This is a genomic window from Micromonospora pattaloongensis, from assembly GCF_900107255.1.
Taxonomy (GTDB): domain Bacteria; phylum Actinomycetota; class Actinomycetes; order Mycobacteriales; family Micromonosporaceae; genus Micromonospora_I; species Micromonospora_I pattaloongensis.
On the sequence record NZ_FNPH01000012.1, the window covers coordinates 104,768 to 118,736 of the forward strand.

At 72.5% G+C, this 13,969-nt stretch carries 14 protein-coding genes; 6 read left to right on the plus strand and 8 right to left on the minus strand.

Annotated elements, in window-relative coordinates; all coding sequences use genetic code 11:
• Positions 1–47: 47 nt before the first annotated feature.
• A complete protein-coding gene (locus tag BLW47_RS22280; protein WP_342709754.1) occupies positions 48–1,361 on the plus strand; it encodes an MFS transporter in 1,314 nt (437 codons plus the stop codon).
• A 32-nt stretch (positions 1,362–1,393) separates the two neighbouring features.
• Here the strand turns inward: BLW47_RS22280 and BLW47_RS22285 are convergent, their stop codons facing one another.
• Positions 1,394–1,939 carry a type 1 glutamine amidotransferase domain-containing protein gene (locus BLW47_RS22285; RefSeq protein WP_091561675.1) on the minus strand — a complete coding sequence of 182 codons (546 nt, stop codon included), beginning with the start codon at positions 1,937–1,939 and terminating at the stop codon, positions 1,394–1,396.
• 140 nt (positions 1,940–2,079) lie between these two features.
• Here BLW47_RS22285 and rfaE2 point away from each other — a divergent pair, with 140 nt between their 5' ends.
• The 3 genes from rfaE2 to BLW47_RS22300 are packed head-to-tail and all read left to right on the plus strand — an operon-like array spanning position 2,080 to position 4,867.
• The gene (gene rfaE2, locus BLW47_RS22290; protein WP_245736924.1) at positions 2,080–3,603 is read left to right on the plus strand and encodes a D-glycero-beta-D-manno-heptose 1-phosphate adenylyltransferase; all 1,524 of its coding nucleotides are present in this window, start codon (positions 2,080–2,082) and stop codon (positions 3,601–3,603) included.
• On the plus strand, positions 3,600–4,484 hold the full coding sequence (locus tag BLW47_RS22295; protein WP_091561681.1) for a glycosyltransferase family 2 protein: 885 nt from the start codon (positions 3,600–3,602) through the stop codon (positions 4,482–4,484). The genes rfaE2 and BLW47_RS22295 overlap by 4 nt, the downstream gene beginning before the upstream one ends.
• A complete protein-coding gene (locus BLW47_RS22300) occupies positions 4,481–4,867 on the plus strand; it encodes a DUF2267 domain-containing protein (RefSeq protein ID WP_091561684.1) in 387 nt (128 codons plus the stop codon). Before BLW47_RS22295 ends, BLW47_RS22300 begins: the two co-directional genes overlap by 4 nt.
• Here BLW47_RS22300 and BLW47_RS22305 read toward each other — a convergent pair.
• The 5 genes from BLW47_RS22305 to BLW47_RS25850 form a co-directional block, all read right to left on the minus strand.
• Positions 4,802–5,920 (minus strand): glycosyltransferase family 9 protein, encoded by a 1,119-nt coding sequence (locus BLW47_RS22305; protein WP_245736926.1) that lies wholly within the window; start codon positions 5,918–5,920, stop codon positions 4,802–4,804. The genes BLW47_RS22300 and BLW47_RS22305 overlap by 66 nt on opposite strands.
• Before the next feature lie 8 nt (positions 5,921–5,928).
• Positions 5,929–6,519, minus strand: coding sequence for an Hsp20/alpha crystallin family protein (locus BLW47_RS22310; protein WP_245736927.1), 591 nt, complete (start codon positions 6,517–6,519; stop codon positions 5,929–5,931).
• 82 nt (positions 6,520–6,601) lie between these two features.
• A complete protein-coding gene (locus BLW47_RS22315) occupies positions 6,602–7,624 on the minus strand; it encodes an SDR family oxidoreductase (RefSeq protein WP_091561690.1) in 1,023 nt (340 codons plus the stop codon).
• A gap of 102 nt (positions 7,625–7,726) precedes the next feature.
• Positions 7,727–8,038: a GYD domain-containing protein gene (locus tag BLW47_RS22320; RefSeq protein WP_139307409.1), complete on the minus strand. Its 312-nt coding sequence runs from the start codon at positions 8,036–8,038 to the stop codon at positions 7,727–7,729.
• Between the two features lie 75 nt (positions 8,039–8,113).
• Positions 8,114–10,288, minus strand: a complete 2,175-nt coding sequence (locus BLW47_RS25850; protein ID WP_281247298.1) for a DUF4153 domain-containing protein — start codon at positions 10,286–10,288, stop codon at positions 8,114–8,116.
• Between the two features lie 241 nt (positions 10,289–10,529).
• Between BLW47_RS25850 and BLW47_RS22330 the strand changes: the two genes are divergently transcribed.
• Entirely contained in the window at positions 10,530–12,230 is a 1,701-nt protein-coding gene (locus BLW47_RS22330) for an FG-GAP and VCBS repeat-containing protein (RefSeq protein ID WP_091561696.1), read from the plus strand.
• 192 nt (positions 12,231–12,422) lie between these two features.
• Here the strand turns inward: BLW47_RS22330 and BLW47_RS25265 are convergent, their stop codons facing one another.
• Positions 12,423–12,656 carry an SHOCT domain-containing protein gene (locus BLW47_RS25265; RefSeq protein WP_091561699.1) on the minus strand — a complete coding sequence of 78 codons (234 nt, stop codon included), beginning with the start codon at positions 12,654–12,656 and terminating at the stop codon, positions 12,423–12,425.
• Positions 12,657–12,803: 147 nt separating this feature from the next.
• On the opposite strand from BLW47_RS25265, the gene BLW47_RS22340 reads away from it, so the two are divergent.
• The gene (locus tag BLW47_RS22340; protein WP_091561701.1) at positions 12,804–13,022 is read left to right on the plus strand and encodes a hypothetical protein; all 219 of its coding nucleotides are present in this window, start codon (positions 12,804–12,806) and stop codon (positions 13,020–13,022) included.
• A 41-nt stretch (positions 13,023–13,063) separates the two neighbouring features.
• Here BLW47_RS22340 and BLW47_RS22345 read toward each other — a convergent pair whose 3' ends face one another.
• Positions 13,064–13,495, minus strand: coding sequence for a hypothetical protein (locus tag BLW47_RS22345; protein ID WP_139307411.1), 432 nt, complete (start codon positions 13,493–13,495; stop codon positions 13,064–13,066).
• Positions 13,496–13,969 lie beyond the last annotated feature (474 nt).

Here is a 13,969-nt window from a genome sequence, read left to right on the forward strand (position 1 = left end):
GAAAGCGCGTGGACACCCTCGGTCGTCTCCCGGCACGATGACGAGCCGTGAAGAAGCTGCTGCGGCACCTGGCGCTGGACATCACCCCGCTGCGGCAGTCGCGGGACTTCCGGCTGGTCTACTCCGGCGCCGCGGTCTCGTCGGTCGGCTCCTTCATCACCTACGTCACCGTCCCGTACCAGGTCTACAAGATCACGGACGACCCGCTGCTGGTCGGCCTGCTCGGAGTCTTCCAGCTCGTACCGCTGCTCGTCATGGCGTTCGTCGGCGGGGCGCTGGCCGATTACCTCGACCGTCGGCTGCTGGTGCTCGGCGGCGAGATCGCGTTCACGCTGCTCTGCGGCGTGCTGCTGCTCAACTCGCTCAGCGACGAGCCGCATCTGTGGCTGCTCTACCTGGTGTCCGCGCTCACCTCCGCGGTGGACGGCGTGCAACGACCGGCGATGGAGGGGCTGCTGCCCCGCATCGTGACCCCCGCCCAGATCCCGGCGGCCAGCGCGCTCAACTCGATGCGGCACGACGTCGCGCAGCTCGCCGGGCCGGCACTGGCCGGCATCCTGATCGCCTCGGTCGACCTGGCCTGGGTGTACGCCATCGACCTGGCCACCTTCGCGTTCTCGCTGGTCTGCCTGGCGGCGGTCCGGGCGGTGCCGCCACCACCGGCCGCCGACCGCCCGTCGCTGCGCTCGGTGGCGACCGGCCTGCGGTACGCCCGCAGCCGCCCCGAACTGCTCGGCACCTATCTGGTGGACATCAACGCGATGTTCTTCGGCATGCCGCAGGCGCTCTACCCGTTCATGGCGAACAAGCTCGGCGGGCCGGCCGTGCTCGGCCTGCTCTACGCGGCCCCCGCGGTCGGCTCACTGCTCGCCACGCTCACCTCCGGCTGGACCGGCCGGGTGCACCGGCACGGCCTGATGGTGGTCTTCGCGGCCGGCGCCTGGGGGCTCGCGATCATCGGCGTCGGACTCGCCAACACGCTCTGGCTGGCGCTGCTCTGCCTGGTGCTGGCGGGCGCGGCCGACATGATCTCCGGGCTGTTCCGGATGACGATCTGGAACCAGACCATCCCCGATCACCTGCGCGGGCGGCTCGCCGGGATTGAGATGATCTCGTACTCGACGGGTCCGCTCCTGGGCAACATGCGCGCCGGGCTCGGCGCCCGCGTGGTCGGCATCGAAGGTTCGGTCATCTCCGGGGGCGTGCTCTGCGTGCTCGGCACCCTCGCGCTCGCCGCCGCGCTGCCGAAGTTCCTCCGCTACGACGGCCGCGACGGCCTGGCCCGCAAACAGGCCGAGGACGCCGCCTGGGCCGCCCGGGCTTCCGGTCCGGCCGATCGGGGACTTGTTCACACGGACTGATCGCGCCGAACAAGTCCCCGATCGCCGGCGCGTCAGTGCCGGCCCTCGGCGAACTCCTCGACGATCTTCGAGCAGAACGCCGGCAGGTCGTCCGGGTTCCGGCTGGTCACCAGCCCGTTGTCGACGTGGCACGTCTCGTCCACCCAGGTCGCCCCCGCGTTCGTCAGATCCGTACGCAGGCTCGGCCAGGACGTCAGCGTCCGCCCCTTGACCACGTCCGCCTCGACCAGCGTCCACGGGCCGTGGCAGATCGCGCCGACCGGCTTGCCGGCGTCGAAGAACGCCCGCACGAAGCGGACCGCGTCCGGGTCCGCCCGCAGGAAGTCGGGGTTCGCGACCCCGCCGGGCAGCACGAGCGCGTCGTAGTCGCCGGGATCGGCGTCCGCGACCGCCTTGTCCACCGGGTACGTGCTGGACTTGTCCATGTGCTGCATCGCCTGGATCGAACCGGACTCGAGCGAGATCAACTCGACCCGCGCGCCGGCCTGCTCCACCGCCTCCCGCGGCTTCGTGTACTCCACCTCTTCCACGCCGTCGGTGGCGAGGAACGCGATCCGCTTGCCATCAAGCGCTGCCATCGGGACACACCTCCTCAGTGACGCCGCACGCGACAAAAACCTCAGTGCTGTCGTAACGGCTGTGAAACTGCTTCCCCGACCCGCTCGCGCGGCAAACCCCGGCGTGTTTGAGCCCACCGGGCGCGGGCACCCGGCCTGGCATGGCGCAGTGCACTATCGGGTCGCGACAACTGGCCACGATGGTCGACGACTGGTCCGGTCGGCCGGTGCTCGTCGTGGGGGACCCGATGCTCGACGACTGGCACTTCACCACCTCGGAGCGGCTCTGCCGGGAGGCGCCGGCCCCGGTGCTCCGGCTGCGCGACCGGCAGCTGGCCGCCGGCGGCGCGGCGAACACCGCCGTCAACCTCGCCGCCCTGGGCGGCCGCTCCCTACTGGTCGCGCCGGTCGGGGCCGACGCCGGCGGCGACCGGTTGCGCGACTGCCTGGAGCGCGCCGGCGTGACGGACCGGACGGTGACGCAGCCCGGTCGGCCGACCCCGGTGAAACGGCGGCTGCTCGCCGACGACCAGATCGTGCTCCGCGAGGACGAGGGCGATGCCGCCGGGCCGCTGCCGGACGACGGGGTACGCCGGCTGCTCCGCGCGCTGCGGGGCGCGGTCGAGGAGTTCGGCCCTCGCCCGGCGCTGGTGATCTGCGACTACGGGCTGGGCGCCCTGCCCGAGCCGGCGCGCGCCTGGCTGGTGGCCAACCGCGAGCTGTTCGGCACGGTGACGCTGGACGCGCACGACCTGCGGCCCTGGCGGGGACTCGCCCCGAGCGCCGTCACGCCGAGCCTCGCCGAGGCCGCGCACCTGCTGCGACGGCCGTCCCGGCCCGGCGACCGGGCGGCCACCGCCGCGGCGTGGCTGCCCGCGCTGCGCGAGCGCACCGGCGCGGCGGTCGTCGCGGTCACCCTCGACTCCGACGGCGCGATCGTCGGCGACGGCGACGGGCAACCGCACCGCACGCACGCGGACCCCGCGGCCGCGAGCCACGCCGTCGGCGCCGGCGACGCCTACCTCGCGGCGTTGACGCTGGCGCTCGCCGCGGCCGCGCCGACGCCGCTCGGCGCCGAGACCGCACAGCTCGCCGCCGCCGTCACGCTCGGCGGCCCCGGCACCTGCGTCTGCGACCGGGACGCGCTGTTCGCCGCCGCGGACCCGGCGGTGACCGACGCGGTCGGGCTCGCCGCCCGGGTACGCCGGCGGCGCGCGCAGGGCGACCGCGTCGTCTTCACCAACGGTTGCTTCGACGTGCTGCACCGCGGCCACGTCCGCTACCTGGAGCAGGCCGCCGCACTCGGCGACGTGCTGGTGGTCGCGGTCAACTCCGACGAGAGCGTGCGCCGGCTGAAGGGCCCGGACCGCCCGGTCAACCCGGTGGAGGACCGGGTCGCCGTGCTGGCCGCGCTCTCCTGCGTCGACCACGTGGTCGTCTTCGAGGAGGACTCCCCCGCCGACCTGATCGCCACCGTCCGCCCCGAGGTGTACGTCAAGGGCGGCGACTACCCGCCGGAGCTGGTGCCGGAGGCGCCGCTGGTGCGGCGGCTCGGCGGACAGGTGCACTGCGTCGGGTACGTCCCGGACCGCTCCACCTCGGCGATCATCGACCGCATCCGCGCCGACGCCTCGGAAAGGGCCCCTTCCGGAACCGAATCCGACAGCCAGGGGCCCTTGCGGTGACCCGGCCGCTGGAGCCCGGCGACGCGGACGCCTTCCGGAGCCCGCGGCTGCTCGACGTGCTGATCCCGACCCGGAACCGGCCCGCCGAACTGGCCACCACCCTCGCCGGGCTGGCCGCGCAGTCCGGCCCCGCCGGCTTCGCAGTGGTGGTCAGCGACCAGTCCGACGACGAGCCCGGCTGGGCCGCGCCGGCGCCCGCGGCGATGGTGCGGGTGCTGCGCCACCGCGGACATCCGGTGCTGCTCACCCGGCACCTGCCGCGTCGCGGCCTGGCCGAACACCGCGCCGCGCTGCTGGCGAACTCCACCGCCCGGCACGTGCTGCTGCTCGACGACGACGTGTGGCTGGAGCCCTACGCCGTCGCGCGGCTGCTCACGGCGCTGCGCGAGCTGCGTTGCGGCTTCGTCGGCAACGCCGTGCACGGACTGTCGTACGCCGACGACGAGCGGCCGGAGCAGCACGACGGCTACGAGGAGTGGGCCGGCCGGCCGGTGCCGGAGGACGTGCGGCCGGGCACCCCGCAGTGGCAGCGGGCGCGCATCCACCCGGCCGCCAACCTGCTGCACGTGACCCGGAAGCTGGGGCTGGCGCCGGGCGAGTGGCGGGCGTACAAGGTCTCCTGGATCGGCGGCTGCGTGCTCTTCGACCGGGCGAAGCTGGTCGCGGCGGGCGGCTTCGACTTCTGGCGGCGGGTGCCCGCCAACCATCAGGGCGAGGACGCCGCCGCGCAGCTCGCGGTCATGCGCCGGTACGGCGGGGCCGGCGTCGTGCCCAGCGGCGCGTACCACCTGGAGGCGCCGACCACGGTCACCGACCGGGGCGTCGAGTGCTGGCAGGTGCTACTCGGGACAGAACCGGCAGCGGAGGGAGCGACACCATGACGACGACCACCACCCACGCTCCGCGTACGACCGTATGGCAGCTGGAGCAGGCGGTGCTGCGTACCCTCGCCGAGCGCCTGCCCGCCGGGGAGGCCGCGCTGCTCGCGACCGCCCTGCCCCCGGCGTGGGCGCGGGCGGCCGAGGTCGACAACCCGACGGCGCAGCGCTTCGACTCGGTGGAGTTCCTGAAGCGGGTCCGCACCCGTGCCGGGCTGCGCGGCGCCGCCGACGACGAGGTGCGCGACGACGCCATGTTCGCCCTGGACCAGGTCCTGCTGCTCTGCCCGAGCGCGGTGCTCCACAGGGTGCAGCAGCCGCTACCGGACGACATCCGCGGCCTCTTTCCCGAGGCGGTGCGGCTGCGCGCCGCCGGAGCACGTTAGGTCCGCCACCGCCTCCAGCACCTCCGCGACCGGCACGTCCGCGACGAACGACTCGCGGTGGCCGCAGCCCTCGCCGGGGCGGCAGGGGTACAGGTCGCGGGTGCAGTCCGCGCCGCAGACCGGGCAGTGGATGATCCAGGAGGTCAGGGCGCGGTGGCGCCCCCGGAGCGGCGTCGCCACCGTGATCATGTTGCCGACCCAGAAGATCCCCACCGTCGGGGTGCCGACCGCCGCCGCCAGGTGCAGCGGACCGGTGTCGTTGGCGACCACGACCGCGCACTCCGCGTACAGGCCGGCGAGCCCGCCCAGCGTGAGCGCCCCGACCAGCGGCCGCACCGGCGCCCGCGCCGCCGCGCGCACCTGCTCGACGAGCGGCCGCTCGGACTCCGTGCCGGTCAGCACCACCTCGAACCCCATCGCGACCAGCGCGTCCGCCACCGCCACGAAGCGGTGCGGCGGCCACCGGCGGCGGGGGTCGGAGACGCCGGGATGCAGCGCGGCACGCGGTCGCTCCGGCGCGCCGGCCACCGCCCGCGCCTCCACCAGGTCGCCGGCGGTGAGCGCGAGCGTCGGCGTCAGCGTCACCGGCGCCGCGCCGACCAACGCGACCGCCTCCAGGTAACGGATGATCTCGGGCTGGTAGAAGACGTACCGGAGCCACCGGTCCAGCGGCGGCGCGTCGGTGGCGCGCAGCCCGGCGGTCAGCCGCGCGCCGAGCGCCGACACCAGCGGATTGCTGTGCCGACCCCCACCGTGCAGCTGCAGCGCCAGGTCGAAGCCCTCCCGGCCCGCGGCGGCGAGAAAGTCCGGCATCGTGGTCGGCGCCGGCGCGTCGTGGATGCCCTCCGCGGGCGGCACGACCAGCACCCGGTCCACCGGGGACGGCCGACCGGTCAGCCACCGGGCGTGCCAGGGAGCACCGAGGAGCACCAGCTCGGCTGCCGGGTACGCGGCGCGCAGCGCCTCCAGCGCGGGCAGCACGAAGAGGAAGTCCCCGAGCGCGTTGGCGCGCAGCACCGCGATCCGGCTGACGTCGGGCACCGGCGCGGTCACGTCACCCCTCAGCCGTCCTGCTGTCGACTGATCTCCGCCTCGCCCACGTTGGGGTGGTGCATCTCGCGGTCGGCGGCCGGATCGATCCGGCCCGGGTTCATCCGCGCGCGCGGCGGCTCATGGTCATCGACCGTGGTGCGGCGGCGGTTCGCCACGCTCCTCGGGGTCTCGTACGCCGGCCGTCCCACCGTGATCGAGCGGCGGCTCGCCGGCCCGCGGGGCATCGTGACGGTGAGCAGCCCGTGGTCCATCACCGCGTCCATCCGGTCCGCGTCGACCTCCGACGGCAGCCGCAGCTGATATTCGAAGGTGCGGTGCGCCGCTCCCATGCCCGGCATCCCGTGATCGGCGTTCACCTCCGCCTCCGACCGGGCCCGGATCCGAAGCTGCCCGGCGTCCACCTCGACGGCGACCTCCTCCGGCGCCACCCCCGGCAGCCGCGCGGTCACCTGCCAGCCGCCATCGGTCGGGTGCATCTCGAGATCCGGCGGACCGCCCCGCCGCCCGACCAGGCGCCCGAGCTGGGAGCCCAGCCGCTGCAGGTTGCCGAGCACCATCCCTGCGCGATCCATCGGCGACCGCTGTTGCGGATCACTCATCGGCACCCCCGTCACCGTCCCGCGCCGTCGCCGACGGCTACCCGGGCGGGTTCGCGGCAAACCTTCCGCCCGCAGCTATGCGTCAGCGCCGCGTGCGTGGGGTGCGGCCGGCGCGCAGGGCGAGCGCGGCCGTACCGGCGAGCGCGGCGCCGGCCGCGGCGACCAGGCCGTGGTGCTGCGACGCCCACAGCTGCACGCTCCGGCGGTGTGAGCGGTCGTCGAAGTCGCCGTGCGCGCCGTGGTCCGGCTCCCCCGGGCCGTCGGCCGGGTCCCACAGGTTCGCCGGCTGCCGCGGGTCGCGCGGCTGCGGGGTCTGCTGCGACCGGTAGCCGGTCCGCGCCAGATACCGGTCCAACACACCGGGCGCCACGGCGTTCGCCAGCAGCGTGGCGACCGTCGACCCGCCGACCCAGTACTCGCGGCGCCGCGGATGGTCGGCCGCGTGGACGATCGCGTCGGCGGCCACCTCCGGCTGATAGATCGGGGGTACGGGCTGCGCGCGGCGCGGCAGCCGGGACAGCACCCAGCCGAACTGCGGCGTGTTCACGGCGGGCAACTGCACCATCGTCACGCGTACCCGGCTGCCGTCGTGCAGCAGTTCGCAGCGCAACGCCTCGGTGAAGCCCTGGATGGCGTGCTTGGCGCCGCAGTACGCGGTCTGCAGCGGAATACCGCGGTACGCCAGCGCCGAGCCGACCTGCACGATCGCGCCCCGGTCGCGCGGCAGCATCCGCGTCAGCGCGGCCTTCGTGCCGTGCACGTACCCCAGGTACGACACCCGCGTGACCCGCGCGAAGTCGTCGATCCCGATCTCCGTGAACGGCGCGAACACCGAGGTGAAGGCGTTGTTCACCCACACGTCGATCGGCCCGAGCTCGCGCTCGACGCGCGTCGCCGCGGCGTCCACGGCGGCGAAGTCGGCCGTGTCGACCACGATCGGCAGCGGCGTCCCGCCGGCGCGCTCCACGTCCCGCGCGGCACCGTCCAGTCCGGCCTCGCCGCGCGCCAACAATGCGATCTTGTTACCGCCAGCGGCGAATCGGCGGGCCGTCGCCCGACCGATTCCGCCGCTGGCACCGGTGACCACGACGACTCTGGTCGTCATGAGCCGCCCCCTGTCTGGGCCCCTTTTCTCCCGTGACGCCCGATGACTACCCCGGCGAACGGGCGACAAAACCCGGCCCGTCCAACTGGGACACGTCAGTGGCTAAGGCGCGAAGTCCACCTTCTGCTTGACCGCCGCGTCGACGTCCTCGGCGGTCAGCAACTCCACGGCGCTGGCGGTGCTGCCACCGGCCGCCTCGACGGTGGTCACCAACGCCATCACGGCCTTCGTGTCGGGCAGGTCGCAGAAGATGTAGACGTGCTCCTCACCGGGGCTGAAGTAGAACGCCTCCAACGTGCCACCGAGGCTTCCGATCGCCTTCGCCGCCGTGTCCCGCCGGGCGGTGCCGCCAACCTTGATCAGCCCCTTGGCCCCGTCCTGCGTGTAGCTCGCCCTGATGAGGAACTTCGCCATCTGGTTCACCGCCCCTGCGACCCGCGCACGATCTGTCACTCACCGTAGCCGCACGGACCGTCCCGACGGCGCGAATCAGCCCGGTGACCGCCGGCTCTTCGGCAGATCGAACTGGTCGGCGGCGCGGCAGTCGCGCTGGCTGCCGATCGCGCCGGGCCCGAGCCGGTCGAGCACCTGTCGGGCCCTGGTACGCCCGAGGTTCCAGGCGTACCAGGGATCCGACTCGGCCAGGTCGTCGGCGATCCAGCTCAGCGTGCACCGGCGCACCGGGTCCGGCAGCTCCCCGAGCGCCGGGGTGGCGTCGGCCGACAGCGCCCTCAGGTACCAGGCGTCGATCTTGCCGGTCTGCTCGTAGCGGGCGATGTTGCGCCGCGCCGCGTAGTCCTCGGGGTTGAGCGTCGCCAGACTCAGCAGCATCGCCACCGCGAGCCCCACGGTCACGCGGGGGATCCAGCCGCCCCGCCAGCGCACGCCGGCCCCGATGATCATCAAGAAGACGGTGCCGAGCAGCAGCTCGAACGCCATCACGAAGATCCGCTCCCCGGTGAAGCTGTAGACCTTCTGGTACGTGTACATCCGGGACAGCGCCGACACCACGATGACGACGCCGAGCGCGCTGAGCAAACCCAGCAGGATCCGCAACAGCAGCCGTTCGGCCGGACGGTCGCGACGGGCCCAGCGGGTCACCCCGGCCAGCACCGCCAACGTCAGCATGGTGACGATGACCAGTTGCCAGAAGCCGCTGCGGGCGTACTCGGCGTAGCTCAGGCCGGTGGTCCGCAGCACGTGCCGCTGCCCGCCGAAGAGCACGGTGAACTGCACGGCGACGAAGCCGGCGAACAGCAGCGTCAGCGCGGTGATCGGCAGAGCCCACTCGACGAGACCGAAGCTGCGGGCGGCGGGCTTGTCCACCGCGGACAGGTCGGGCGGCGCGGTGATCGTGTAGATCGCCGCGACGGCGACCAGACCGCCCACGACGAGCAGGAAGAGCCACTGGAACGTGGCGCCGACGCCGATCTCCGGCACGAGGGCGCCGAGCACCTGCGAGAAGGCGGCGTCGGCCGAGGAGAGCAGCGCCCCGAAGACGACCAGCACGACCGCGGTGGCGGCCACCGAACCCACGACGCGGACGGCCAGTCCCGGGTTCACCGCGGTCCCGGTGTGCTTCCGCACCCACGGCAGCCCGCGGAACGCCGCGATCGGCGCGGCCACCAGGCTGAACAGGATCGACCGTACGAGTCGGCCGCCCACGATCGCCAACGCCGCACAGCACAGCGCCCCCAGGACGCAGAACGTCACCAGCCACCAGGCGTTGCGGAACGTCAGCACCGCGAGCAGCGCCAGCGCCGCCACCGCCCAGCCGGCCCGCACCCAGCGCTCGGTGCGGGGAAGCTCCGCCGCGGCACGTCGTACCGCGACGATGACGCCGGCGGTCAGCACCAGCCAGCCGAGGAACCACCCGATCCCGGTCCGGTTCAGCGGTACGAAGACCGCCAGCGCCAGCGCACCGGCCAGCACGGCCAGCGGAGCGGTCCGGTTCTGCGCGGCCTTCGGGCCCGGCCAGGCCCGGTCGAAGAAGGACGGCTGCGCCGGTACCGGCCGGAAGTGGTACGGCGACGGAAAGCCCGGCACCCCGGCCTGCTGCGGGCCCCATCCCGGGCCGGGCACCGTCTGTCCCGCCGCCGGTGGCACCGGTGCGGACGGAGCGGTTTCCCGCTCCGGCGTCGCCTTCGCCACCGCCGGCGCCTTCGGCGTCGTGCCCGGCTCGGCGGCCGCTGCGGACTGGGCGGGCGGCGCGGCCTCCGCGGCCGCTGCCAGTTCGGTGGTCGGTGCGGGCTCGCCCGCCGAGGACGTGGGCGGGATGGGCACCGTGACCGTGGACGGGCTCGACGCGGTCGCTGCCGCCACCGGGCCGGGGGTGGCCGGGGCTGGCGCGTCGGTCGTGCCGGCGGATTCGGTGGGCGCCGCCTGCGGCCCGGCCGTCGTGCCGGTTGGTGCGGTGGGCGCGGGCGGGGAGTCGGCCCCCGGTTGCGCCGGCACCATCGGCAGGAAGATCGCGTAACCCCGGGTGCCGGTCGGCACGGTCACCGGAATGGCCCAGGCGGGCCCGTCCGCCGGGCCGGGCCACACGATCGAAGGAAGCCCGTCGGTGGGCGGCATGACCAGCAGCTGGGGCGGTTCCGGGGCCGCGACCCGATCGCCGTTCTCCCCGGGAACCGGGGAGCCTGCGGTTGGTGGCAGCTCCGACACCGCATCCTCCTAGACCGAAATGGATGCGGCCACTTTAGGGGCAACATCGATCCCCCGCCGTCCCGCCAATGCGGAGGACCGAGTCGCGCAGCACGCGGCGCTGCCGCGTGCTGCTCGCCCGACCCGTCTCACGTCGGCCGGTCTGGCCCCGTGCACGCCCGTACGCCCCCCCAGCGGTGGTGACACGGCTCAAGAGACCGTCTAACGTCACTCTGTCACTCACCGTCGACAAAGGACATGCGTGAAGATCGCACAGGGCACACGTGCCGTCGCCGTAGGACTTGTGTCGCTGCTGACCGTCGCCGCCACGTCGGCGAGCGCCGCCAGCAACCGCGAGGCTCCGCCCCGTCCCGCTGTCGCGGCGACGAACGCCGCCGACATCCCGGTCGAGCGGCGCGCCAGCGAGCACGCCGCCGAGCCGACGCCCGCAGAAAGCGGTTCCGGACCTGCGCCCCGCGGCACCACCGCCGTCCGTCCGGCGGCGACCGCACCGCAGAGCACGGCGGCACCTGCCGGCGGGCGCGCCGAGCCGCGATTCGACATCGACGGTGACGGGAAAGACGAGCTGGTAGTACTCGCCCGTCGCGCGATTCCGGGCGGACTCGCCCTGCTGGTTCAGTACGGCCTCGGCCGTCGGGACATCGTGACCGCGCCGCCGGGGCACCGCCTATCGAGCTCACCCACCGCGGGTGACTTCAACGGCGACGGCTTCCAGGACATCGCGGTCGGCGGCAGCCGGGAGGTTTCCCCGGGCGTTGTCGAGAAGGGGATCCTGGTCTACGCCGGCGGCCCGGACGGGCTTGATCGCGACAATGTGCAATACCTGCCGGGGCTGAACCGCGCCGCGCTCGCCGCGGGTGACGTCAACAACGACGGCAGGGACGATCTGGCCTTCACGGCGAACGGCGTGACCCCGGAACGTGACGGCCCCTTCCGGGGATCGGTGACGGTGCTGTCGGGCACCGACAACGGGCTCACCCTGGACGGCTCGATGACGCTCCGTCAGGTCGTACCCCGCTGGACCGGCCTGGTCGACGAGCATTTCGGCACCGGGCTGGCGATGGGCGACTTCACCGGCGACGGCTACGACGACCTCGTCGTAGCCGGGACCCGGCGGGGCACGAACGAATACAACTCCCACGGCATGGTGACCCTCTTTCCCGGCTCCGCGACCGGGCCGGACACCGCAAAGGTCACGAAGATCGAAGCGCAGCTCGACGCCGCCGGCGAGAGCCTTCCGGTCGATGTGATGACGATGTCGGACATGGACCGGGACGGACGGGACGAGCTCATCCTCGGACTTCCCCGGTACGCCAATGGACAGGTCGTCTACCTCCGTGGCGCGGCCTCAGGGCTGAGGTGGGCCGGGCACCGTGTGATCGACCCGGACAGCCCGGGGGTGCCCGGGGGGCCGGACCGGGGGTTTGTCCACGGCAATTTCGGCTACTCACTCGCGACCGGCGACGCTACCGGCGACGGCATCCCGGACCTGCTGGTCGGCGCGATCTCGGTGAACGTGGGCCCGGTGGAGGACGCCGGTGCGGTGACGCTGATTCCCGGCACCAAACAGGGCCCGACCGGCGCCGGCTCGTACGTCTACACGCAGCAGGTTGCCCCTCTGACCTGGGACCGCAGGCCCGATCCGTCGATCAGCGATCGCCCGGAATACCTCGACTACCTCGGATCGTCCGTGGCGATCCTCGACCTGGACGGCGTCGGCCCGCTGGAGATGTTCGCGGAGTCGATGTACGAGGGCCACTCCGAGCAAACCGGCGAGATCGGCCTCCTCACGAGCCTGCAACTCCAACCCCTGAAAACCGGACGCGGCTCTCCGGCACCGCCCCGGTTCCGCTTCGTGCCCGTGAGGCAGCAGCGCCCGGCGGACTTCTCAGCGGGCGGAATCCGGATCGAACGACTCGAGTCCGGCCTGCTGAGCAACTGAGGGACGGGCCGCAACTCGACGCGGCAACGGAGATGACGTGGCGCTCATCCCCCGCTCGTAACGGCAGGATGGGTGGCGTCGGAGATTACGACGCCACCCATCGTCCGATAACCGAGGTACCGGGGACTCGCTCGCGTCAGCCGCCTGAGACATCATCCCGGGAATCGGAGGCTTCGGATTCCTCGCTGTGAGTCACTCGCCGTACTTGTCGAGGATGCGCGCCTTCTGAGCTTCGTACTCACCTTCGGTTAGCGCGCCGGCTTCCTTGAGCTGGTGCAGCTTCTCAAGCAGAACAACCGGGTCATCGTACGAGCGCTGCCCGCCGACCTCCTCGCCGATCTTCCTCGCGAACGAACTGTCGCGGGCCCGGCCCCAGATGAACGAGACGATGGCGAGAACGATGACGACCGGGATGATGACCTCCACGGCGCGTAAGCGTAGAGACGCTGCGCAACATCCCGCAGGCGCAGTGACCTGACCTGACCTGCACCGTCGCAGCGGGCGCCACCTCCGGCCCGCTCTTCCCCGTCCGCCGCCGACGGGCTTGGCGGTACGCTGTGCCTTACGTTCGAGTTGCGCGACAGCCTGTATCTCGGCGGTGACTACTACCGCTCACTGCCGGACTGGGGTGAGGTCATCGTGCAGCGAAACGACGACCTCGGTGAGCCAGCGGAACCCGCCTACGCACATCTGCCGACGCTCGTCCGCGTCGAAGTCACCGCGGCGTCAGAGCCTGCCGTCAACGAGGCACTCCGGCGGCTCGGCCTGATCCTGATTGACCGCGAGCCGTAGATTTTGGCTCCATGCCTGCCACTGTCCTACCCGCATCCCTGTCATAGAGCGCCGCTGTTTCCGCAATAGGCGCAATCCGGATCTCTGCCGTCCGAGGGCCACTGGTAGACGACCTCGTCGCCGGTCTCTCGCCCCAAGCGTTCAGCGAGCATCCAGCCGTTGGCGCGCCAGCGCGCCTGATCTTCGTCGGTCGAGGGCTCCGGTTTGCCGCTCGTTCCACGCCATGCGGCGTGTTGGTGTTGGTCTTGCCAGCTCGCCCAGGCCCGCAGTTCGGCAGCCAGCTCGGCGGAGATCTGTAGGTATTCGGGGCCAACGGAGGCGCACGCCTCTCTCGGTGGCCCGCCATTCACCGGGGACAGCGTGACCCAGGTCCAGACCGGGAACGCGCCGTAGTCGGTGTCGATGTCGAGCCGGCGCACCCCATCGGGCTGGCCATAGGGGCAGTGGCGTGAATGAAGCCGGAACTCCTCCATGGGCGTGACTGAACACGCTGGTAGGACTGGACGCCAAGCGGCAGAGCCTGGGATTAGAAGAAGATCGCGGATGGCTGGTGGGGTGGCTGCCTCCCTGGTCAGCCCTTCTGCCACTGTCGGTGGCATCGCATCAACGGGTGGTCTTGGCTGTACGGCCACGCTGTTGGGTTTGACATGGTCACGACGTGCCCGGCCCCGCGCGTGGCGGCCCGTCACCGGACCCTGCGTCGAACGCGCGCAACGAACTGCTCAAACTACTCATGCTGCCGCTCGGCTCGGCCGTCCTGCTGGCGCCGTCGGCTGTGCCGCCTTGTGGTTGTACAACTAATCGGCGGTCCCTGCGCCGGACCCGGAGCGTCAATCTGGCCGCCTTGCGTACGCTGCCGATCTATGGCCGCCGGACTCAATGAGCGTCAGCTCGAAGCCATCGCGGAAACACTGGACTTGGCCCAACAGCTCGGGGTCGAAGTATGG

Coding starts and splice junctions, on each gene's coding strand:
- BLW47_RS22285 (WP_091561675.1), bottom strand. CDS start 1,939: ATGGCAGCGCTTGATGGCAAGCGGATCGCGTTCCTCGCCACCGACGGC.
- rfaE2 (WP_245736924.1), top strand. CDS start 2,080: ATGGCGCAGTGCACTATCGGGTCGCGACAACTGGCCACGATGGTCGAC.
- BLW47_RS22300 (WP_091561684.1), top strand. CDS start 4,481: ATGACGACGACCACCACCCACGCTCCGCGTACGACCGTATGGCAGCTG.
- BLW47_RS22310 (WP_245736927.1), bottom strand. CDS start 6,519: ATGAGTGATCCGCAACAGCGGTCGCCGATGGATCGCGCAGGGATGGTG.
- BLW47_RS22315 (WP_091561690.1), bottom strand. CDS start 7,624: ATGACGACCAGAGTCGTCGTGGTCACCGGTGCCAGCGGCGGAATCGGT.
- BLW47_RS22320 (WP_139307409.1), bottom strand. CDS start 8,038: ATGGCGAAGTTCCTCATCAGGGCGAGCTACACGCAGGACGGGGCCAAG.
- BLW47_RS22345 (WP_139307411.1), bottom strand. CDS start 13,495: ATGGAGGAGTTCCGGCTTCATTCACGCCACTGCCCCTATGGCCAGCCC.